The organism is Mesorhizobium loti R88b, from assembly GCF_013170845.1.
Lineage (GTDB): Bacteria > Pseudomonadota > Alphaproteobacteria > Rhizobiales > Rhizobiaceae > Mesorhizobium > Mesorhizobium loti_B.
This window is the reverse complement of record NZ_CP033367.1, coordinates 352,178-373,758: the sequence shown is the minus strand read 5'-3', so window position 1 is coordinate 373,758 and position 21,581 is coordinate 352,178. Positions and strand designations below refer to the sequence as shown.

The following is a 21,581-nucleotide window of genomic DNA, read 5'->3' as shown; positions in this document are numbered from 1 at the left end:
AGCCGGGCATTTGCCCAAACCCGGCTCTTTCAGGCGGCGCGCATCGGTTTCAACGCCTCGCTCCAGCGCGACAGCTCGTCCAGCATGGTCTTGGCTCCGTTGGCAACCAGCTCGTTGGCGTTGAAAGCGCCGCTCTTGTCGAGAAGCGTCTGATACATCGGCAGTGCAACGCCTTCGGGGATCGGCATGATGCCAACCGCCGCCAGCAGCGGCTTCAAGGCCTGCGCCGCGCGCAGTCCGCCGGAGACGCCGCCATAGCTGAGGATGCCTGCCGGCTTGTATTTCCATTCCCGCGCGAGATAGTCGATCGCGTTGACGATCGCCGGGGCCGCGAAATAATTGTACTCCGGCGCCACGAACACAAACGCGTCACCAGCACCGATCGCCTTTGACCAGGCCTTGGTATGGTCATTCTGATAGTTGCCGAGCCTGGGATGATGCGGTTCGTCCAGCACCGGCAGGTTGAAAGCGTGAATGTCGGTCAAGACCGGCTCGAACTTTCCGTGCTCACGCGCGAACGTCTCCAGCCACTCGGCAAAAACCGGACCGGCGCGGCCAGGCCGCGTGCTGCCGATGATGATGTTCAACTGGTGCTTCAAGACGGGCTCCTTTGTCGGCGGTATCTGTTGGTAACTGTCACTACGGCAGAGTGTTGTGGCGGACAAGGTTGGACGTCTGGCGGAACGGTCACGATCGGATGAACAGACTGTCTGCCTCGTGCCGCGACTTGCCTGCCGTTCGGTCACATGGACGCCCGGATTGCCAGCCACTACATTTATCAGAGCAGCGGAGCACTTCATGGACATCCAGCCCGCCCCTTTTGTTCCTCCCGCACCGAAGCCGCGCACAACGCCGCCTTCGACGCTGGAGATGATCCGCATCGTCTATCGCAATCCGCTCGAACTGTGGGGTGAGCACACCTACAACGAGCCCTGGGTTTCAGCGAGCGGGGTGGGTGGACATCTGATCGTCGCCAATGATCCGGGCCTCATCCGCCATGTGCTGGTCGACAATGCGAAAAACTACAAGATGGCGACGGTGCGCCAGAAAATCCTGCGGCCGATCCTGCGCGATGGCCTGCTGACCGCCGAGGGGGAGGTGTGGAAGCGATCGCGCAAGGCGATGGCGCCGGTGTTCACGCCGCGCCACATCTTCGGCTTCGCCCAGCCGATGCTGAAACGCACGCAGGAGTTTGTCGCCCGCTACGAACAGGGCGGCACATCCGATATCGCCCATGACATGACCTTGCTCACCTACGACATCTTGGCCGAGACGCTGTTCTCCGGCGAGATCGCGGGCGAGCCGGGCAGTTTCGCCAATGAGATCGACCGCTTGTTCGAGACCATGGGCCGCGTCGATCCGCTCGACCTGTTGCGCGCGCCCGACTGGCTGCCGCGGCTGACCCGCATCCGCGGCCGCAAGACCATGGCCTATTTCCGCAAGATCGTGACCGACACGGTCAAGATGCGCGAAGAGAGGGTCAGGCGTGAGCCCGATGGCGTGCCGCAGGATTTCCTGACGCTGCTGCTCAAGGCCGAAGGCCCGGAGGGACTGACGCGCGCGGAAGTCGAGGACAACATCATCACCTTCATCGGCGCCGGCCATGAGACCACCGCGCGGGCACTCGGCTGGACGCTCTATTGCCTGGCGGAATCGCCATGGGAGCGCAACCGGGTCGAGCAGGAGATCGACCAGGTGCTGGCGCGCGAACCCGATCCGACGAAGTGGCTCGACGCCATGCCATTGACCCGCGCCGCTTTCGACGAGGCGCTCCGGCTCTATCCGCCGGCGCCGTCGATCAACCGCGAGCCGATCGAACCGGAGATGTGGAAGGATCTTTATATCCCCAAGCACGCAGCCGTGCTGGTCATGCCCTGGGTTGTGCACCGCCACAGGAAATTATGGGACCGGCCGGATGCCTATCTGCCCGAACGGTTCCATCCGGGAAACCGCGAAAAGATCGACCGCTTTCAGTACCTGCCGTTCGGTGCGGGCCCACGCGTCTGCATCGGTGCCAGCTTCGCCATGCAGGAGGCGATCATCGCGCTCGCCATCCTGCTGTCGCGCTTCCGCTTCGATACCACGGCCGAGACCAAGCCTTGGCCGGTGCAGAAACTGACCACACAGCCTCAAGGCGGTCTGCCGATGCAGGTCACGCCTCGTTAGGCGTGCTCTTCAGGCGGTTGTCGTGATCAAGCCGCGGGTTTGCGCTGCTGGAACTGACCGGCGGCGCGGAAGCGCCAGAGATAGCTGGGCAGGATCGTCGCGATCGATTGCGGCTGGATGCCAAGCCCGGTGAGTGTCCGGTTGGCCTTGGCAGCGGCTTCCGAAACGATGTTATGCTCGCGCAGCTGCATCACCTGGTCCTTGGTCAGCAGCGGATTGGGTAACAGGCCGAGGATCGAGGCCTGGATATTCGCCAGCCACCACGGCACCGGCACCAGCAGGCGCTTGCGCTCGATGACGGTAAGCAACTCCTCCATGCACTCCTTGAAGGTGAGCACGTTGGGCCCGCCCAGCTCGTAGATCTGGCCGCCATTGATCTTGCCGTCGACCGAGCGTGCCACCGCTTCGGCGACGTCGCCGACATAGACAGGCTGGAACTTGGTCTGGCCGCCACCGATCAGCGGCAGCACCGGCGAATAGCGCGCCATATTGGCAAAGCGGTTGAAGAACTCGTCCTCCGGGCCAAAAATGATCGACGGCCGTAGGATGACGGCATCAGAGATCGTCTCCAGCACGGCCTTCTCGCCAAGCGCTTTGGTGCGTGCGTAGTCCGACTCGGAGTCCGCGTCGGCACCAAGCGCGGAAATATGGGTCAGCCTGGCTCCTACGGAGCGCGCCGCTTCGGCAATGGCGCGGGAACCGAATTCGTGCACGGCGGAGAATTTCTGCCGGCCCGTCTCATGCAGGATGGCGACGAGATTGACGACATGGTCGGCACCCTGCACGGCGCGGTCGACCGACCAGCGCATGCGCACATTGGCCTGCACCGGCTGGATCTCGCCGACATTTCCGAGCGGCTGGAGATGGCCGGCAAGATCTGGCCGCCGGCAGGCGACCCGGATGCGGTAGCCGCGCTTGGCCAGCGCGCGCACGACATGGCGGCCGACAAAGCCTGACCCGCCAAAGACGACGACGAGCTTTGGGGTCTGCAGGATTTCGGTCATGGCTGGCTCCGGCGCACGTTCCAGATGGCTTGGCTGAAGCCGTTTCATAGTCGGTTTTGCGCCAAAGGCAAAGGGCGACGCGTCGTCGCTGCCGCCCTTCTTGAAGCCGCGTCAGAACGCCTTGCCGATGCGGGCGTCAACGGACTGCCGGTTGCCGCCGCGAATGACGAAGAAGAGCAGGATCGCGGCCCACAGCAGCGACTTTTCGGCGCCCGAAAAGCCCTGGCCCATGGTCACCCAGTGGAACCAGACCGTCACCAGCAGTACGAACAGGCCGGCAAAGGCGGCCGGTCGCGTCAAAAAACCGATGGCGATCAGGATACCGCCGAAAAACTCGGTGCAGGCCAAAAGCAGCGACCAGAAGGCGCCGGGATAGAAGCCGAGGCCTTCGACCATCTCGGCGGCGCCGAAAGGATTGGTGATTTTCTGCGAGCCGTGAATGGTGAGAAACGCGCCGGCGACGACGCGCAGCACGGTCTCGCCGGCGTCATGCAGCGACGAATACATGCGGCCAAGTGCGGGAATGATCAGCTTGCCGCGGGAAGCGTCGGTGGTTGCGGACATCGTAGCTCCTGTTTTGTGGACACCCCCTCGCAAACGCCCGATGGTTCCCGTCAAGTCAAGTTAACAAAAGTTAACTATCGTAGTCATGTTTATCGCGTGCACAGGACGAACGCAGAAAACCCCGCCGAAGCGAGGTTTTCCGGGTGAAGCTCATGTCGAAACCAGGGTCCAACGAGGCGGCCTGACCTGAGACGGCATCAGCATGGGCGTGAAGCAAGCACGCCCGCCCCAGCCCTGGACGCATCCGACAGAAGACACCGACCGGGCAAACCCGACCCGGACAGCTATTCGTCGTCGTGACGCGCGGGAAGGTTCACCGAGGCGCGGAAAAATTCGTGGGCTGCTTCAGGCGGAATAGCGTTCGGCGAACTCGGAAATGCGTTGCACCACTGCCTTGGGTGCGGTGATGCCGCGCGCCTGTGCCTTCTCCGCTGCCTCGGCCCTGGCCCGGCCGGGCACATGCACGCCGAAGCGCCGGCGCAGGCGATCGAGCTGGTCCTTCATCCGCTGCTCGAAATCCGGATCGAGCAGCTTGGGCTCGACGGCAAGCACGAACAGGCCGGTTCCCGGGCTGTCCGGCCCGCCGCTGAACCATGGCGCGTCGAGCGACCAATTGGCGCCTGAAAGGCCGGCCGCCAGCACCTCGACCATCAGCGCGATGTTGGCGCCGCGCTGGCCGCCAAAGGCAAGCATGGCGCCCTTCATGGCCGCGGCGGGATCGGTCGTCGGATTGCCGCTCGCGTCCAGCGCCCAGCCTTCGGGGATCTTCTTGCCGTCCTCGGCCGCCTTGCGGATGTTGACGAAGGCGGTGGCGCTCGACGACTGGTCGATGACCAGCGGCGCGCCGTCGGCGGCGGGCGCGGCAAACGACATCGGGTTGGTGCAATAGACCGGCTTGACCGAGCCCGAACCAGCCAGCACGGCCGGGCCGTTGGTGGCGGCGAAGGACACCAGCCCCTGCGCGGCCAGGCGTCCGGTGAAATAGCCGAGCGCACCGCACGTATAGGCGTTCTTCTGCGAGAAGATGGCGACGCCGAACAGTTTTGCTGCCTTGGCCAGGTCGTCGATGGTGCGGTCAAAGCCGGTATGCGCCAGCCCGCCGCGCGCATCGGAGAGATAAACGGCCAGTGCCGGCCTCGTGATCACCGGATCGGCATTGCCGTCGATGCGGCCGGCCTCCAGCGCCTCGAGATAGTCGATGAAATGCGTCAGCCCGACGGTCGAAAGCCCCTCCGCCTCGGCTGCGATGATCGACGCGGTGAGCGATTGCGCTGCCTCCTCGTTGGCGCCGGCGCCGAGTGCCGCCATCCGGCACAGTCCTCTTGCCTGGTCGAGACTGAGTTGCATCATGGTCGTCCTGCGATTGCGGAAATCTGGTTGCGTTGTCTGGACTGTGATTAGCAGCAGATAAGGCGGCGTTTGTGTTGAAAATCGTCCGCGACTGCAAGAAAAGCGGCGGACGCGTCCGCCGCTACCGCCCCTGCATGGGTTAGCCGATTTTGTTGGGGATACGCGCTTCGATCCTGCTGAAGGCGAAGACCAGAATACCGGTGATCGTCATGTAGATCAGCGCCAGCAACAGCAAGGGCTCATAGGTGAGGTAGGTGTCCTGCCGCACCTTGGACGAGACGGCGAAGATGTCGATGACGCTGATCGTCGCCACCAGCGGTGTCGACTTCAGCTGCAGCACGGTCTCGCCGGTCAGTGTCGGCAGCGCCCTGTAGAAGGCCTGCGGCAACCAGATGCGGCGGAAGATTTTCCAACGGCTCATGCCAAAGGCGCGAGCGGCCTCCAGCTGTCCCTTTGGCACGCCGGCAAAGGCACCGCGCATCACCTCGCCCTCGTAACCGGCGAAGGAGAGGGTCAATGCCAGCACACCGTAGGGCCAGGCTTGCCGCAGATACGGCCACATCCAGGATTCACGGATCCACGGATATTGCGGAAACAGCGAACCCAGGCCGTAATAGAGCAGCCATAGCTGGATCAGCAGCGGCGTGCCCCGGATAACCGTGCAGAAGACCTTGGCCGGTGCCGCGAACCAGAAAGAGCCGGTGGCCTGCGCCAGCCCGAGCGGCACGGCGAACAGGAAACCCAGCACGCAAGTGACGGCCAGGATCCATAGTGAGCGCCAGATGCCGAGCAGACCCATCTCGTAATATTGCGGCAGCCAGTCCCAGCGCATGAAGAATATGGCGCCCAGAACCAGCCCCAGCGCGATCAGGATCAGCACGATGCGGTGCGGCTGCAGCCACAGCGACGTTCGCGCGACAACGTTGATGATGGCCGCTTCGTTGGCCATCAGCGCGCTTCCTTGAGCGAAGGCATGCCGCGCCGCGACCATGCCTCGACGCGGCCGATAAGGAAATTGGAAACCAGCGACAGCAGCAGGTAGAGCACGGCCGCGGCAAAGAAGAAGGTGAAATAGGCCTTGGTGACACCCGCGGCCTGCCGCGTTGCCAGCGCCAGTTCGTAGAACCCGACGACCGCCAGCAGGGCGGTGTCCTTGGTGGCGATGAGCCAGAGATTGGCAAGGCCCGGTATGGCGAAGGGCAGCATTGCCGGTAGCGTTATACGCCGCAGCATCAGGCCCGGCGACATTCCATAGGCACGGGCAGCTTCGATTTGCCCCTGTGGAATGGCGAGGATCGCGCCGCGTATCACCTCGGTCGAATAGGCACCCTGGACGAAGCCCAGCACGGCGATGCCGGCGGCAAGGCCACTGATGTCGACGCGCTGATAGCCCATTGCCGTCAGCGCCTGGTTGATCAGGTCGGTTCCTGCATAATAGAGCAGCAGGATCAGCACCAGTTCAGGCACCGCGCGCACGATCGTGGTGTAGACGGCCAGGAGGTCGCGCACCACCGGGCCGCCATAAAGCTTGCCGAAGGCGCCGCCCGTGCCGATCAAAAGGCCGAGGCAGGTGGCGCCGAGCGCGATCTCGATCGAATGCAGCAGCCCGAGTAGAAGCGTTCCGCCCCAGCCCGGCGGGTTGGGCGAGAGAAGCTCGATGATGCCGGCCGCCGAGGCCGAAAGAAATGCGTCGATCAGCTTTGCCCCCAGATTGCTGGCGTCAGCCGCTGGCCATTTTCGTCAGCGAAAGCGTGCGTGGACAGGTTCAGGCGAAAACCGCACGGCGCACGAGGCGCCGCGCGGTCACAAACCAGGCTTGCCAATCAGTTCGACTGCGCGCCACCGCCGCCGTAAATGTCGAAATCGAAGTATTTCTTCGAGATCTCGTCATATTTGCCGTTGGAGCGGATCGCCTTGATGCCGGCGTTGATCTTTGCCTTCAGGTCGGTGTCTTCCTTGCGCACTCCGGCGCCGACGCCCGGTCCAAGCACCTCGTCGTCCGGCGCCACCATGCCCTTCAGGTCGCAGCAGGCCTTGCCCTGGTCGGACTTGAGGAATTCGCCAAGCGCGATGGAATCGGCCTGCACCGCATCGAGGCGGCCGGCGGCGAGGTCGTTATTGGCTTCGTCCTGGGTCTGGTATTCCTTGATCTCGGAAGCCGTGGCGCCGAAGTGCTTCTTGGCGTAGACGGCATGCACGGTCGAGACCTGGACGCCGATGACCTTGCCCTTGAGATCGTCCGGCCCGGGGCCGAATTTCTGATCCTTCGGTCCGATGATCGCCGTCGGCGTGTTGTAATATTTGTCCGAGAAGTCGATCGTCTTCTCGCGTTCGGCGGTGATCGACATCGACGAGACGATGAGGTCGATCTTCTTGGTGGTCAGCGCCGGGATGATGCCGTCCCAGGCGACAGGCGTGATGACGCAGTCGAGTTTCTCTTCGGCGCACACTGCGTCGATGAACTCGATCTCCCAGCCGACCCATTTGCCCGAAGCATCCGGCGAGGTGAAGGGCGGATAGGGCTCGGCGGCAACGCCGATCTTGACCGGATCGGCCTTGGCCACGCCCATGGCGGCGACGCCGAGCAGCAGCGCTGCGGCGAATGTCTTCAGAACAGTCTTCATTTCGAAACTCCCAGTTTGTTGTTGGTTCCCGGTTTTCTTCCGTCTCGGCCTGTCCCTAGCCGATGTTGCGGATGAACTGCTTCAGCCTTTCGGATTTCGGTGCGCCGAAGATCTGTTCCGGCGGGCCTTCTTCCTCGACCAGCCCGTTGTAGAGATAGACGACATGGGTCGCGACCTCGCGGGCGAATTTCATTTCATGGGTGACCAGCACCATGGTGCGGCCCTCGCGCGCCAGGTCGCCGATGACCTTCAGCACCTCGCCGACCAGCTCCGGGTCGAGTGCCGAGGTCGGCTCGTCGAACAGCATGACGCGTGGATTGATGGCGAGCGCGCGGGCGATCGCCGCGCGCTGCTGCTGGCCGCCCGAGAGATAGGCTGGATAGACGTCGCGCTTTTCGGCAAGGCCGACACGGACGAGCAGCTTTTCGGCCTGGGCGATCGCCTCGTCGCGCTTGATGCCAAGCACATGCACCGGAACCTCGATGACGTTCTCGATCAGCGTCATGTGGCTCCACAGGTTGAAATTCTGGAACACCATGCCGAGCTTGGAGCGGATGCGCTCGATCTGCCTGCGGTCGGCGGGAACGGTGTGGCCGTGGCTGTCCGCCCTGAGCTTGATCTCCTCGCCATTGACACGGATGATGCCGCTGGTCGGATTTTCCAGGCAGTTGATGCAGCGCAGCAGCGTCGACTTGCCGGATCCCGAGCCGCCAATGATGGCGATGACCTCGCCGTCGCGTGCCGACAGCGAAACGCCCTTCAGCACATGCAGCTCACCGAACTTCTTGTGCAGGTTCTCGACATGGATGGCTTCGGCGGCGCCGTCCTGCGCCTTGCCGGATTGGACTGCGGCAGCTTCCACCGCGCTCACCGGGTGACCTCTGTGTGGTCGGCGGAAGTTCGTCGAACGTCCATTCGGCTAATCAACATATACGCTGTACTGCCCCGCTCCAGACTTCAGCATGGACCCAACGGCGCGAGCCCGTCAATCCCACTCATTACGGCACTTGCGAGCTTGTTGTGCAAGTGTATAAATAGCTCTCCGTGAAATTTTCTCGATTTTTTTCAGCTATAAAAGGGCTTCGATGAGCGCTTTCGGATCACAGTCCATGGCCGCGCCGCTGCGACGCGTGCTGATGCGGTCGGCGGCCAACGCCATGCGCGACGCCGACAGTGCTGCCTGGCACTATGGCCCAGGGTTCAATCCAGCGAAAGCAGCATCGCAGCACGCGCTCCTTGCTGAACTGGTGGCGGCTTCCGGTGCCGAAATCGAATGGATCGAGGACAAGGCTGATGGACTTTCGGATTCAGTGTTCACGCACGACCCATCGCTGATGACCGACCGCGGCGCGCTGATTCTGTCCATGGGCAAGCCCTTGCGCGCCAGCGAGCCCTCGCTGCATGAGGAAACCTACAGAAGGCTGGGCATTCCGATCCTCGGCCGCGTCGAGGCTCCTGGCCAGGTTGAAGGTGGTGATTGTGTATGGCTGGATTCCCGCACGCTGGTGATCGGGCGCGGTGTCCGCTCCAACCAGGAAGGCATCCAGCAGGTTTCCAACCTGCTGACCCCGCTGGGCGTTTCCGTCTATGGCTTTGACCTGCCGCTGTGGCAGGGCGAAGAGGCCTGCCTGCATCTGATGTCGGTGATCAGCCCGCTCGCCGACGACCTCGCTTTGGTCTATTCACCGCTTTTGCCGGCCGCTTTCTACCAGATGCTGAAGGCGCGCAACATCCGGCTGGTCGAAGGCGACGCCGCAGAGTTCGCGGCTTCCAACGGCCTCAGCCTGAACGTGCTGCCGACCAGCCCATTCAAGGTCATTGCCGTTGCAGGCTTTCCGAAGACCAAAGCCGCGATGGAAGCCGCTGGCTGCACGGTCGAAATCTTCGAGGCGGATGCGCTCTGCATCGCCTGCGAGGGTGGACCGACATGCCTGACTCGGCCGATCCTGCGCCAATGAATGCGCCATCCCGCCGCAGGTTCCGTCGCGAGGGCGAGGAGCGGCGGCGGCAGGATCTGATTGAGGCAACTCTGGACAGCGTGGCGGAACATGGCCTGCAGGGCGCCACCTTGCGCACCATTGCCTTGCGCGCCGGCGTCACCGCCGGGCTGATCCGGCACTATTTTCCCAGCAAGGAAGAATTGCTGCAGGAAGCCTATGCGGCGCTGATGGGCCGCATGACCGAGCAGGCGAAAGCGGCGTTGGTCATGGAAGATGCCTCGCCGCGCCAGCGCCTTGCGGCTTTCGTCACCGCCAACCTCAACGCGCCGATCATCGACGCGCGGGTGTTTTCGCTCTGGGCAACCTTCATCGGCCGCGCTGGTGCGGATCCGGCCCTGGCTCGTGCTCACCGCGAAGGCTACCTTGGTTTTCGCAATGAGGTGGAAGCCGTTGTGGCCGAGGTGCTCGCCGCAGAACATCGCGAGCCGGACGCAAACCAGTTGCGCCACCATGCCATTGCGATCAACGCGATCATCGACGGGCTCTGGGTGGAAGGCTGCCTGGCCGGCGAGATGTTCTCGCCTGGCGAATTGGCGGCGATTGGCATCAAGACTATCGAGGCCGAACTCAGCCTCGCGCCGGAAAGGGGAGAAAACCAATGACAACGCTCGGCGAAGCCCTCATCACACTGCTCGAAGCCCATGGCGTCGACACCGTCTTCGGCATTCCGGGCGTGCACACGGTCGAGCTCTATCGTGGCCTGGCGCGCTCGAAAATCCGCCATGTCACGCCCCGCCACGAACAGGGCGCCGGCTTCATGGCCGACGGTTATGCCCGCGCCAGCGGCAGGCCGGGCGTCGCCTTCGTCATCACCGGACCGGGGCTGACCAACACCATTACCGCCATGGGCCAGGCGCGCGCCGATTCGGTGCCGATGCTGGTCATCTCCGGCGTCAATGCCATGCCGACGCTGGGCAAGGGGCTGGGCTTCCTGCACGAGCTGCCGGACCAGCGCGGCATGATGGAGAAAGTGGCGCTGTTGTCGCAGAGGATCACCGAGGCCAGCGAATTGCCGGGTGCGCTGGCACAGGCCTTCGCCCTGTTTTCATCGTCACGCCCCGGCCCGGTGCATATCGAGATCCCGACCGATGTCATGGTCAAGCCGGCGGACGGCATCGCGGCTCTGTTGAGCAATGCAGCCCCGCCCGCGCCGGATGGTGCGGCGATAGCGAGTGCAGCCAAACTCATCGCCGCGGCGCGTCGCCCACTCATCCTGGCCGGCGGCGGGGCCAAGCGCGCCGAGGCGCCGTTGCGGCGCCTGGCCGAAAAGCTCGGCGCACCGGTCGTCGAGACCACCAATGCGCGCGGCCTGCTGCATCGCCACCCGCTCCTTGTGCCGGCAAGCCCAAGCCTGAAGGCGGTTCGCGTGCTGATGGCCGAGGCCGATCTGGTGATTGCCGCCGGCACCGAATTCGGCCCGACCGACTATGACGGCTATGGCGATGGCGGCTTTGTGCTCCCGCCCAACCTGATCCGCATCGATATCGGCGCCGACCAGCTCGCCCGCCGCCCGGTGACAGTCGGCATCCAGGCCGACTGCGCCGAAGCAATCGAAGCCCTGCTCGCCGCGATCGGCTCCACGCATGTAACCGCGCCAGACGGTGAGGGCCGCGCCGCTGCGACCCGGAAGGCGGCCTTTGCCGAGCTGAGCCCGGCCTATGTGGCGCAGGTGCATGCCGTGGAAATGATCCGCGACGCCTTGCCGGGTGCGATCATCGTCGGCGACTCGACGCAGCCGGTCTACGCCGCCAATCTCTACTACGATCACGACCGGCCGGCCGGCTGGTTCAATGCCGCCACCGGCTTCGGCGCGCTTGGCTACGGCCCACCAGCGGCGATCGGGGCGGCGCTCGCCATGCCCGATGCGCCGGTTGTCTGCCTGACCGGCGACGGCGGCTTCCAGTTCACGCTGCCGGAGCTGGGTGCAGCCCTTGATGCCGATGCGCCGGTCATCTTTGTCGTCTGGAACAACAGGGGCTATCGCGAGATCGAGACCTCGATGCTCGATGTCGGCGTCGAACCTGTTGGTGTATCGCCGGCGCCGCCGGACTTCTGCAAGCTGGCCGAAGCCTACGGCATATCAGCCGAACGGCTTGCCGATATCGCTGCCTTGCCGCAGGCGCTGCAGCGAGCCCGGGCAACCGGGTTGCCGCATGTCATCGAAATCACAGTCGATTGAGCGTCCAGGCTGGCGTTGATTTCCCAGCCTGCAGCGGTCCCTTCGCCGGCTAGCCTGTTGTACGACCACAGCCCCGTGGCTGCCGGCATCGTCGTCTATGCGGCCTGACGCATGCAAAGACGCAACAGCTGCCATGTCGAGATATCAATTGAGTGATCGCCCGAAAGGCGCGACGCTTCGCGTCGGGCGCGGCAATCAACATAATTATAAAAAAATGACAGGATCGGTCCAGGATGACGGAAACACTTGAAGGCAGGCATATCGTTGTGACCGGTGGAACCGGCGCGCTCGGCGGTGCGGTGGTTGGCCGGCTGCTGGAGCAGGGCGCGATCTGCCACGTGCCGAACGCGCATGCCGCGGCGCCCCAGCATTTTCCCTTCGCCGAGCATGAGAACGTCAAGCTGGCGCATAATGTCGACCTGTCGGACTCCGCCAAGGTTGAGGCCTTCTATGCTCAGGTTCCTGCCTTGTGGGGATCGATCCATCTCGCCGGCGGCTTCGCCATGGCGCCGGTGGAAAAGATCGAATCGGCGTCTTTCGCCGAGATGATGGACACCAACGCCCGCACCACATTCCTGTGCAGCCGCGCCGCCATCCGCTCGATGCTGGCGTCAGGCACATCAGGCCGCATCGTCAATGTGACCGCGCGCGCCGGGCTCGACCCCAGGCGCGGTGCCGGCATGGTCGCCTACGCCGCCAGCAAGGCGGCGGTGGCGGCCATGACGGTAGCGATGGCTGAAGAGCTCAAGGCCAAGGGCATCCTGGTCAATGCCGTGGCGCCGTCGACGCTCGACACGCCGGCGAACCGCGCCGACATGCCGGATGCCGATTTTGCCAAATGGGTCAGCCTCGAAGCCGCCGCCGAGGCGATCGCCTATCTTGCCTCGCCCGCCAACCAGGCGATGAGCGGTACGCTGGTGCCCCTTTACGGCCGGGCCTGAGTCATAGAGCAATTCACCGTTTCACGGAAACGGAGAACCGCTCTAACCCTTTATTTTGACGCAATTCCGGACGGAAAACCGCTCACACTTTTCCTGGAATTGCTCTCGGCACAATTCTTCAGTTTCAGACGTAAGCCAAAGAAAAACCCCGCCGGATCGCTCCGGCGGGGTTTTGTATGAGGTGGCGTCGCGCGCCGGAGCGCGCGGCGGCCTTAGCTGCCCTGCTTCTTCAGCGCGGCACCCAGGATGTCGCCCAGCGAAGCGCCGGAGTCGGTCGAGCCATACTGAGCAACGGCTTCCTTCTCTTCGGCGATTTCCAGCGCCTTGATCGACACCTGCAGCTTGCGGGTCTTCTTGTCGAAGGCGATGACGCGGGCATCGACCTTCTGGCCGACGGTGAAGCGCTCGGGGCGCTGCTCGTCGCGGTCGCGGCTGAGGTCGGAGCGCTTGATGAAGGTCTCGATGCCGCTTTCGACCAGCCGCACTTCCAGACCGCCATCCTTGACGCCGATGACTTCACAGGTGACGACGGCGTTCTTGCGCAGTTCGCCGCTGTTGGCCGCTTCGCCGACCGTATCCTTGGCCAACTGCTTGATGCCGAGCGAGATGCGCTCCTTGTCGATGTCGACGTCGAGAACCTGCGCCTTGACCATGTCGCCGCGATTGTACTCTTCGATGACCTGCTCGCCCGGACGGGTCCAGTCGAGGTCGGAAAGGTGCACCATGCCGTCCACGTCCCCTTCCAGGCCGATGAACAGGCCGAACTCGGTCTTGTTCTTGACCTCGCCCTCGACCTGGCTGCCGACCGGATGGGTGCGCGCGAAGGCTTCCCATGGGTTTTCCAGCGTCTGCTTGAGGCCGAGCGAAATGCGGCGCTTGGCCGGATCGACCTCGAGCACCACCACGTCGACTTCCTGCGTCGTCGACAGGATCTTGCCGGGATGCACGTTCTTCTTGGTCCACGACATTTCCGAAACGTGGATGAGGCCTTCGATGCCCGGCTCCAGCTCGACGAACGCGCCGTAGTCGGTGATGTTGGTGACGGTACCCTTGATCTTCTTGCCGATCGGGAACTTGGTGCCGATCTCGGACCACGGATCGCTCTCGAGCTGCTTCATGCCGAGCGAGATGCGGTGGGTTTCCTGGTTGATGCGGATGATCTGCACCTTGACCGTCTGACCGATGTTGAGGATTTCGGTCGGATGGTTGACGCGGCGCCAGGCCATGTCGGTGACATGCAGCAGGCCGTCGATGCCGCCGAGGTCGACGAACGCACCGTAATCGGTGATGTTCTTGACGACGCCTTCGACAACCTGGCCTTCTTCGAGGTTCTGCACGATTTCCGAACGCTGTTCGGCACGGCTCTCCTCAAGCACGGTGCGGCGCGACACCACGATGTTGCCGCGGCGGCGATCCATCTTGAGGATCTCGAAGGGCTGCGGGTTGTGCATCAGCGGGGAGACGTCGCGGATCGGGCGGATATCGACCTGGCTGCGCGGCAGGAAGGCCACGGCGCCGTCGAGGTCGACGGTGAAGCCGCCCTTGACCTGGTTGAAGATGACGCCTTCGACGCGCTCACCCTTGGTGAACTTCTCTTCGAGACGGACCCAGCTCTCTTCGCGGCGGGCCTTTTCACGCGACAGCATGGCTTCGCCAAGCGCGTTCTCGATGCGCTCGACATAGACTTCGACAGTGTCACCGACCTTGAGGGTGGTGTCCTTGCCCTTGACGCCGAATTCCTTCAGCGGCACGCGGCCTTCGACCTTGAGGCCGACGTCGATGATGGCCATGTCCTTTTCGATCGCGGTGATCGTGCCCTTGACGACCTGGCCTTCGCCGGAATGACCGGCGGTAAATGATTCTTCGAGCAGGCTCGCGAAATCATCGCGAGTGGGATTTGCAGCTGACATATTTTCTCCTGGAGTGCCCCGCATCTGGAAGCGGGACGGGCGCCGTGGGTTAGCGTTGCGTTGGCCTGCCGGCGTTCCGGGCTAAAAAAGCCCTGGGCCGCTTTTCAGGCGGCAATTCCGGCGCATGAAGAATGCTGGCAGGCTGGTTCGTGCCCGATATGGGTATTTCCTGCACTTCCGGCAACGGAAACGCGAGAGAAAACCCGGATCAGGCCTTGTTTCTCCTGGCCAGCACGTCGTCGATAACAGCCATGGCCGCGAGAAACGCGGCTTCTATAGCCATTTCGCTGGTATCAAGCAAGTGCGCGTCGGCGGCCGGCTTCAAGGGCGAGTCGGCACGGCCCATGTCGCGCTCGTCGCGGCGCACGATATCGGCCAGGATTTCGGTGAAGTTGGCAGTGCCTCCAATGCTTTCGATCTCGGCCAGCCGGCGCTTGGCGCGCACTTCCGCACTGGCCGTCACATAGAGTTTGATATCGGCATCGGGGCACACGACAGTGCCGATGTCGCGCCCGTCGAGCACCGCCCCCGGCGGCGTCTTGGCGAAGTCGCGCTGCTTTTCAACCAGGATGCGCCGCACGGTCGGGAACACCGCGACCTTTGAGGCCGCCTCGCCGACGGCATGCGCGGACAGGACCGCACGGTCGAGCTTGGCCAAATCGACCTGTCGGGCAGCGGTTTCGGCGGCCGAGACGTTGTCGAGCGGCAGCGCGTACTGGATGAGCGCGTAGGCGACCGCGCGATAGGTGAGACCAGTGTCGAGCAGGTTCAGCCGGTAGTGGTCGGCGAGCCGCCGGGCGAGCGTGCCCTTGCCGGCGCCGGCGGGTCCGTCGATAGCGATGGTGAAGGTCGAAGTCATGGACGACAACAAGCCGAGAACCGGCCTCAATGCAATATGCCACTATGGGGTTTGAGGAAGCCCCTTCAACGCGAAACTGGCCGCGCAATTGTCCTAAACAGGTAGAATACCCAACCCAGTACATGGCCGAAAAAATATACGCTAAGGATCGCATAGCCACCCATTGCGAAAAATATCGCCTTTGGTTGCATGTCGATTTTTATAAGTTCGAGCCACCAACCGAAGTGCAGGCCGTATGTGCACCCTATCGGCCCGCAAGATGAACCCATGCTCGCAATGGTAAGCCCGACCCAGAATGCCCCGATCAAGCCGAAGCGCATGAGTGAATAGTTCCGCTCATTGATCAACTTGGCCACGGATATGGCCTTCGCGATGATCAAAACGACACCTGCGACGACCGCAAGCAAAATCGAGGCAAGAATACTCATGGCTCTCCCCAATGTTCGTACGATCTTGAAGGGCCGACCTTAAAGAACAATTGAGTTCGTAGCCAAATTTGACGGCAATTCCAGGTTCACGAAATCTCCGCGCCCAAGCCCGTCATCAGCCCCATGAACTCAGGAAAGCTTGTCGCGATCATGGCGGCGTCATCGATGGTCACCGGCTTTTCTGTCGCCAGACCCATCACCAGAAAGCTCATGGCGATGCGGTGGTCGAGATGGGTCTGCACTGTCGTGTCCTGGCCGTTGGGATGGCCGCCAAGGCCCTTGCCGCCGGGTTTGCCGCGCACGGCAAGCGACGCTTCGCCCTCGGTGCAATCGACGCCGTTGAGCTTCAGCCCGTTGGCGACCGCCGACAGCCGGTCGGATTCCTTCACCCGCAGCTCTTCCAGCCCCTGCATCAGCGTCTCGCCCTCGGCGAAACTCGCGGCTACGGCCAGCACCGGATATTCGTCGATCATCGACGGCGCGCGTTCCGGCGGCACGATGACGCCCTTGAGTTCGGAGTAACGCACGCGCAGGTCGGCCACATCCTCGCCGCCGGCATTGCGCGGGTTCAAAATGTCGATCTGGCCGCCCATTTCCTGCAAAGTGAGGAGCAACCCGGTTCGCGTCGGGTTCATCAGCACGTTCTCGATGACGATGTCGGAACCCGGCACGATGAGTGCGGCGACCAGCGGAAAACCGGCCGAGGACGGATCGCCCGGCACGGCGATCGTCTGGCCGGTGAGCTTGCCCTGGCCCTCGATGAAGATGTGGCGCACGCCGCGTTCGTCGGTCTCGACCGACAGGTTTGCGCCGAACCCCTTGAGCATCTTTTCGGTGTGGTCGCGCGTCATCACCGGCTCGATGACGGTGGTGATGCCCGGCGTGTTAAGGCCGGCGAGCAGTACCGCGGATTTCACCTGCGCCGAGGCCATCGGCACGCGGTAGGTGATCGGTGCGGCGTGCTTGGGGCCATGCAGCGTGATCGGCATGCGGTCGCCAGGTGTCGCCTTCAGCACCTGCACGCCCATCTGCCGCAAAGGTTCGAGCACGCGGCCCATAGGCCGGCCCGACAGCGAGGCATCGCCGATGAAGGTCGTTTCCATGTCATAGGTGCCGACAAGGCCCATGGTCAGCCGCGAGCCGGTGCCGGCATTGCCGAAATCGAGTGGAGCTTCCGGCTGCAAGAGTGCGCCATTGCCGGTGCCGCGGATCACCCACTCGGCGCCGTGCTTTTTTATATGCGCGCCCATCGCCTTCATGGCGGCAGCCGTGCGCATCACGTCCTCGCCTTCGAGCAGGCCGGTGACGCGGGTTTCGCCGGAGGCGAGACCGCCGAACATCATGGAGCGGTGTGAGATCGACTTGTCGCCCGGTACGCGGGCCGTGCCGGAAAGGGCTTGAGATTTGCGGGCGGTGGCCGGCTTGGAAGCGGCGGCGTGAGACATGGAATTTCCCTGGACGGAATGCCGGCGCGCCGGCGCTTTTCATTTGTTGCGGCGGTCTCGTATCACGGCGGGTCGAAATGGTCATCCCCAAAGGTCATCACTTGGCGCGAGCCCTTTCAGTGCTTGGTTTTGTGACGCCGGCTTTTCGCTTTGACAGCGCTGCAAACTGTGGTTAAGGGGACCACTCTTTTATTGACGAGGCTTGCCGTGGCAAAAAACGAACTTGGCACAAAGCGTGTCGACCCTGAAACGGGCCGGAAGTTTTACGACCTGAACAAAGACCCGATCGTCTCGCCCTACACCGGCAAGACCTATCCGCGTTCCTATTTCGAGGACGGCAAGATCGCCGCCATCGAAGAGGAAGAGGAAGTTGCCGAGAAGGAAGTGGACGCCGAGGAAGAGGAAGGCGTCGAGGTCGTGTCGCTCGAAGAGGCCGACGAGGACGTCAAGGGTGACGATCTGCCGGATCTCGGCGACGACGAAGACGATGTCGACCTGGGCGATGACGAGGATGACACCTTCCTTGCCGACGAAGAGGAAGAAGACGACGACGTTGCCGACATGATCGGCGTTGGCGACGACGACGACGAGGTCTAATCGGCCTTTCGCGAAAGGCGTTTGCCGGCTTTCGCGACGTTGCAATAAAAAGCCGGTGTTCAGGCTTGATATCTGGCATAGGCGGGGTTAGAAGCCGCCTGCACTAACGGCGCGGTGTTCCAACCCGCGCTGATCTCTTCGCCGGAAACGGCGCCGGCTGACTGCCGGAAGTGGGGCCATAGCTCAGTTGGGAGAGCGCTTGAATGGCATTCAAGAGGTCGTCGGTTCGATCCCGATTGGCTCCACCAAATTTACCCAAGTGGTTTCAAATAGTTAAGCCCTGACCTCTTCCGCTGACTTTGAGCGTGACTGCTCCGGGGCACCGCCAGACAGATTTTCGATCTCTCGCTGGAAAATTTGGTTTTCGGAAAAAAATTATGCCCGTGGCATGGCTTATGGTCGGACGCAGCGGCCCTCTGGGCGCCACTCAGCCCCCCCGCCACCGCTGCATGACTCCAAGGTCAGCAGGATGCCGGTTGTTTGGCGAGAAAAGAGCGGCAAAAAGAGGTAGGATGCCGATCGACGTGAACCAAACTGTTGTATTCCACGCATCCGCGATGCGGTTGTTGCTGCTGGCGACATTGGCACTGGCCTGTGCGGCTGTGAGCCTGGCGGCGGGATGGCCACTCTTGCCGAACGTCGTACCTGGCAGCCTCGCGCAGTTTGCAGGCTGGCTGGGTACACTGCTGTTCTTGTCTGCTTTCCTGCTGATGGGCTGGCGGTGCCTCATCGGCAAAATACCGGTTATCAAACTTTCCCCCGTCGGCTTTTGGGACAGCCGCCTCTCAGCGGCAGTAGTCCCTTGGTCCGAGGTAGAAAACATCTCGGCATGGAATTGTCGGCACAACAAAATCGTCGTGCTCAAAATTTCGGACGCTGCCTGGAAAGGACTGCCTCTTGCCAGAATGGCGCGCTGGACCCGTTCCGCCAATCAGTCCATGGGTGCAGACGGCTTGTGCGTTTCAACGGCTGAGTTTGGCGTAACATTCGACGCCTTTTTCCAGACCGTCGTAACCCATTTCGATGCCTATGGCGCATCGCGATCGAAACCGTAGGCAATACAGGCGCCGGCAGTGACTCGCGGCATCGAAGGATGGAAAGCGTCGTCGCTGAGCTGCGCACGGGCACCCTCAACCGAAACGAATGGATAGAACGCAAATCGCGCCTATGATCAGCAGGCCACGGAATTCGGCCGGCGCCTTGATGAATTGCGGCAGGACTTCGGCGCCGTCTACGGCACGCGTGATGTCATCCAGGACATGAAGCGGGAGCTTGGAAATGCTAATACGGCGCGTTCCGTCAGAGGTTCAGGCAGACGGCCACAAAGGGATGCCGCATTCGCCAGCTAAAGCGGGCTCGGCCGCAAAGACCTTGCCGGTTCGCTTCGACAGCGCATTCAAAACACGTCGATCATCGTCGATGTGCAGCCGCTTGGTTATATGCTCGTCGTAGGCATGTCCGTCTTTAGAGAGTGAGACCCCGGCCATCACCACGCGGCTCGCGCCTAGGAACAACGACAAGCCAGCGCCAAGGACGCCGTTGGAGATGTTAAGCTTCCCGATTTCGAACGCTGAAGGCACGCGCGCGGTTTGGAACATTACGCGATGTTTTTGCCATTCGGTCACGAGAGCCAGTGCCTGCCACCCATAGCCCATCTCGCGCAGAATGGTTTCGAAAGCCGAGCGATCCTCTTTCCAACCTGCGACGATAGCGATCTTCGTCGAGCGGTCGGCCAGAACTTCACGAGCTTTGATGGACTCATGCCGGTCATTTACGATTTGAGGGCGAATTATAGTGAAGTCAGGGACCCCGAAGCCCCAGCTTTCGGCCAACACTTGAGAGGCATTGACGGTCATCAGCGTGAAGCCATCTAGCGCTCCGCTAGGCGGGCGAGATCCAGGTGCCGAGCCGACCACCAGCACGTCTCCTGTGATCGCTGGCAAGCCTAAGTCAAGCGAAGCGCTGAACGTCTTTATGATCCGCCGCAGGCTGGCCATAGTGTCTACCTTTCGCCCTGTCGCAGAATACCTTCGACTGTCGCTACATCCGCAGCGGTATCCACTGCGACAGAGTCAGAGGAAACCGGCACCATACGGACATCGAAGCCCAATTCGAGGAAGCGCAAAATCTCGATGTCTTCGATCTGCTCCAAACCGGTCTTTCCCTTGACGCTGCGGTATGCCCGCAACGCTTCGGGCGTAAAAGCATAGATGCATATCTGGCGCCAAGCCTTTTTGAACTCAAACGACTTGCTGGTCGGGATGGCAGCCCTAGACATGTAGAGCAGACGTCCATCTGGGCGCATCACGACCTTTGGGATCGAAGGGCTGCGGAATCTTTCCTCGGTATCTATTGGGCAAACGCCGTTCAGAACTTCGCCCGGATTAGCCTCTGCTGCATCCAGAATCAGTTGAATGTCGCCAGGATTGAAGAGCGGCTCGTCTCCTTGGACGTTGATATACAGGTCTGCTGCGACACTGTCGGCGACCTCAGCAACGCGGTCGGTGCCCGTCGGGCAATCCGGAGAAGTCATCAGTGTGCGGATGCCGACGCCCACGCAATGTTGGTAAATGCGCTCGTCATCGGTCGCGACATAAATGTGTTCGGCAGGAAATCCCAAAGCGCATCGCCGATAGGTTCGCTCGATCATGGGGACGCCGGCTAATTCTATCATCGGTTTGCCTGGCAATCGGCCGGACTGAAAGCGAGCCGGAATGACGATCACGGCGTTCATTGACCCCCCCCACGGCGGGTTGCCGTGACGGCGTCGCCGTCCATTTCCTCGACATGATATTTCGGCATCCGCCCGCTCCATAACATTGATCCGAGGCGCAACGTGCCGCCCACGGCTTCGTTGCGAGGATGCCGTGATTTTCGAGTCCGGAACTATTTTAGCACAAGCTGATTGAATCGCGGTTTCGTGTTTGAGTACCTGCATGCGTCTGAAGTTCGTCGAGCCTCTCCTGCCGACCCTTGTCGACAAGCCTCCCGAAGGCGACCAATGGATTCACGAGATCAAGTTCGACGGCTATCGCTCCCAGATCATCATCGACATGATGTCCGCATCTTCACGCGCAACGGCCACAACTGGACAGAGAAATACCGCAACCTGGTTGGAGCGGCGAAACGGCTGGGAGTAGAGAGCGCCATCATCGATGGCGAGATTGTCGTTCTGAATGAGGCGGGCCTCTCCGACTTCGCTGCGCTTCGCAAGGCAATCACACGCCGGGAGCAAGACCTCTACTTCGTCGCCTTCAACGGCCACGACCTGCGCGACATTGCGCTGGAGGACCGCCGTGAGACCCTGGAAGGCATCATCGAACCTGATGACCATATTCAGTTCAGCCAGGCCATGCCGGGCGACGCCAAGGCTATCTTTGCCCGAACCGGAGGGCCCGAGCAGCGTCAGGAACTCACCGCGGCCAATATCGAGGTTGAGGTTTTCGATAACATTGCTCAAGCCATCATAGGTCTTGCTGATGTTGCGGAATTCGACGATTGGTGTAGCCGCGGC

General features: G+C 62.3%; 21 protein-coding genes, 1 tRNA gene and 2 pseudogenes. 9 read left to right on the top strand and 15 right to left on the bottom strand.

From position 1 onward, the window contains the following. Positions 1–29: 29 nt before the first annotated feature. Positions 30–599 (bottom strand): NADPH-dependent FMN reductase, encoded by a 570-nt coding sequence (locus EB235_RS01730; RefSeq protein ID WP_027032671.1) that lies wholly within the window; start codon positions 597–599, stop codon positions 30–32. Positions 600–798: 199 nt separating this feature from the next. Between EB235_RS01730 and EB235_RS01725 the strand changes: the two genes are divergently transcribed. Next, positions 799–2,166, top strand: coding sequence for a cytochrome P450 (locus EB235_RS01725; RefSeq protein WP_027032672.1), 1,368 nt, complete (start codon positions 799–801; stop codon positions 2,164–2,166). Between the two features lie 26 nt (positions 2,167–2,192). On the opposite strand, the gene EB235_RS01720 is transcribed toward EB235_RS01725, so the two are convergent. The 7 genes from EB235_RS01720 to EB235_RS01690 form a co-directional block, all read right to left on the bottom strand. After that, positions 2,193–3,170, bottom strand: coding sequence for a complex I NDUFA9 subunit family protein (locus EB235_RS01720; RefSeq protein WP_027032673.1), 978 nt, complete (start codon positions 3,168–3,170; stop codon positions 2,193–2,195). 111 nt (positions 3,171–3,281) lie between these two features. Then, positions 3,282–3,734 carry a DoxX family protein gene (locus EB235_RS01715; RefSeq protein WP_027032674.1) on the bottom strand — a complete coding sequence of 151 codons (453 nt, stop codon included), beginning with the start codon at positions 3,732–3,734 and terminating at the stop codon, positions 3,282–3,284. A gap of 345 nt (positions 3,735–4,079) precedes the next feature. After that, positions 4,080–5,081, bottom strand: coding sequence for an Ldh family oxidoreductase (locus EB235_RS01710; protein ID WP_027032675.1), 1,002 nt, complete (start codon positions 5,079–5,081; stop codon positions 4,080–4,082). Between the two features lie 142 nt (positions 5,082–5,223). Then, positions 5,224–6,033 (bottom strand): ABC transporter permease, encoded by an 810-nt coding sequence (locus EB235_RS01705; RefSeq protein WP_027032676.1) that lies wholly within the window; start codon positions 6,031–6,033, stop codon positions 5,224–5,226. Next, a complete protein-coding gene (locus EB235_RS01700) occupies positions 6,033–6,746 on the bottom strand; it encodes an ABC transporter permease (RefSeq protein ID WP_208603657.1) in 714 nt (237 codons plus the stop codon). Before EB235_RS01700 ends, EB235_RS01705 begins: the two co-directional genes overlap by 1 nt. Positions 6,747–6,907: 161 nt before the next feature. Next, entirely contained in the window at positions 6,908–7,708 is an 801-nt protein-coding gene (locus tag EB235_RS01695) for a transporter substrate-binding domain-containing protein (RefSeq protein ID WP_027032678.1), read from the bottom strand. 55 nt (positions 7,709–7,763) lie between these two features. Further along, positions 7,764–8,579 (bottom strand): ABC transporter ATP-binding protein, encoded by an 816-nt coding sequence (locus EB235_RS01690; protein WP_027032679.1) that lies wholly within the window; start codon positions 8,577–8,579, stop codon positions 7,764–7,766. Positions 8,580–8,793: 214 nt separating this feature from the next. Here EB235_RS01690 and EB235_RS01685 point away from each other — a divergent pair, with 214 nt between their 5' ends. The 4 genes from EB235_RS01685 to EB235_RS01670 all read left to right on the top strand — a co-directional run bounded on the left by EB235_RS01685 (position 8,794) and on the right by EB235_RS01670 (position 12,828). Then, complete coding sequence (locus EB235_RS01685; RefSeq protein ID WP_027032680.1) at positions 8,794–9,666, top strand: dimethylarginine dimethylaminohydrolase family protein; 873 nt, start codon at positions 8,794–8,796, stop codon at positions 9,664–9,666. Beyond that, positions 9,663–10,310, top strand: a complete 648-nt coding sequence (locus EB235_RS01680) for a TetR family transcriptional regulator C-terminal domain-containing protein (protein ID WP_032925826.1) — start codon at positions 9,663–9,665, stop codon at positions 10,308–10,310. The genes EB235_RS01685 and EB235_RS01680 overlap by 4 nt, the downstream gene beginning before the upstream one ends. Beyond that, positions 10,307–11,887, top strand: coding sequence for a 5-guanidino-2-oxopentanoate decarboxylase (locus EB235_RS01675; RefSeq protein ID WP_027032682.1), 1,581 nt, complete (start codon positions 10,307–10,309; stop codon positions 11,885–11,887). Before EB235_RS01680 ends, EB235_RS01675 begins: the two co-directional genes overlap by 4 nt. Positions 11,888–12,120: 233 nt before the next feature. Further along, entirely contained in the window at positions 12,121–12,828 is a 708-nt protein-coding gene (locus EB235_RS01670; protein WP_027032683.1) for an SDR family NAD(P)-dependent oxidoreductase, read from the top strand. A 212-nt stretch (positions 12,829–13,040) separates the two neighbouring features. On the opposite strand, the gene rpsA is transcribed toward EB235_RS01670, so the two are convergent. From rpsA to aroA, 4 genes are all read right to left on the bottom strand, one after another. Next, positions 13,041–14,738 (bottom strand): 30S ribosomal protein S1, encoded by a 1,698-nt coding sequence (gene rpsA / locus EB235_RS01665; RefSeq protein ID WP_027032684.1) that lies wholly within the window; start codon positions 14,736–14,738, stop codon positions 13,041–13,043. A 208-nt stretch (positions 14,739–14,946) separates the two neighbouring features. Then, positions 14,947–15,597, bottom strand: coding sequence for a (d)CMP kinase (gene cmk / locus EB235_RS01660; RefSeq protein WP_027032685.1), 651 nt, complete (start codon positions 15,595–15,597; stop codon positions 14,947–14,949). A gap of 65 nt (positions 15,598–15,662) precedes the next feature. Continuing rightward, the gene (locus tag EB235_RS01655; protein ID WP_027032686.1) at positions 15,663–16,025 is read right to left on the bottom strand and encodes a hypothetical protein; all 363 of its coding nucleotides are present in this window, start codon (positions 16,023–16,025) and stop codon (positions 15,663–15,665) included. Between the two features lie 86 nt (positions 16,026–16,111). Beyond that, positions 16,112–17,470: a 3-phosphoshikimate 1-carboxyvinyltransferase gene (gene aroA / locus EB235_RS01650; protein WP_027032687.1), complete on the bottom strand. Its 1,359-nt coding sequence runs from the start codon at positions 17,468–17,470 to the stop codon at positions 16,112–16,114. A 207-nt stretch (positions 17,471–17,677) separates the two neighbouring features. On the opposite strand from aroA, the gene EB235_RS01645 reads away from it, so the two are divergent. From EB235_RS01645 to EB235_RS01635, 3 genes are all read left to right on the top strand, one after another. Next, the gene (locus EB235_RS01645; protein WP_027032688.1) at positions 17,678–18,067 is read left to right on the top strand and encodes a TIGR02300 family protein; all 390 of its coding nucleotides are present in this window, start codon (positions 17,678–17,680) and stop codon (positions 18,065–18,067) included. 172 nt (positions 18,068–18,239) lie between these two features. Beyond that, a tRNA-Ala gene (locus EB235_RS01640) sits at positions 18,240–18,315 on the top strand. Positions 18,316–18,579: 264 nt separating this feature from the next. Continuing rightward, the gene (locus tag EB235_RS01635; RefSeq protein WP_027032689.1) at positions 18,580–19,122 is read left to right on the top strand and encodes an STM3941 family protein; all 543 of its coding nucleotides are present in this window, start codon (positions 18,580–18,582) and stop codon (positions 19,120–19,122) included. Between the two features lie 252 nt (positions 19,123–19,374). On the opposite strand, the gene EB235_RS01630 is transcribed toward EB235_RS01635, so the two are convergent. Then, positions 19,375–20,064, bottom strand: a complete 690-nt coding sequence (locus tag EB235_RS01630; RefSeq protein WP_027032690.1) for a hypothetical protein — start codon at positions 20,062–20,064, stop codon at positions 19,375–19,377. Positions 20,065–20,069: 5 nt separating this feature from the next. Further along, positions 20,070–20,801 carry a 3-deoxy-manno-octulosonate cytidylyltransferase gene (locus tag EB235_RS01625; RefSeq protein WP_027032691.1) on the bottom strand — a complete coding sequence of 244 codons (732 nt, stop codon included), beginning with the start codon at positions 20,799–20,801 and terminating at the stop codon, positions 20,070–20,072. A gap of 267 nt (positions 20,802–21,068) precedes the next feature. On the opposite strand from EB235_RS01625, the pseudogene EB235_RS34655 reads away from it, so the two are divergent. Then, positions 21,069–21,362 (top strand): annotated as a pseudogene (locus EB235_RS34655) (hypothetical protein); the annotation flags it as partial. 81 nt (positions 21,363–21,443) lie between these two features. Here EB235_RS34655 and EB235_RS34650 read toward each other — a convergent pair. Further along, positions 21,444–21,566 (bottom strand): annotated as a pseudogene (locus EB235_RS34650) (spermidine/putrescine ABC transporter ATP-binding protein); the annotation flags it as partial. Positions 21,567–21,581 lie beyond the last annotated feature (15 nt).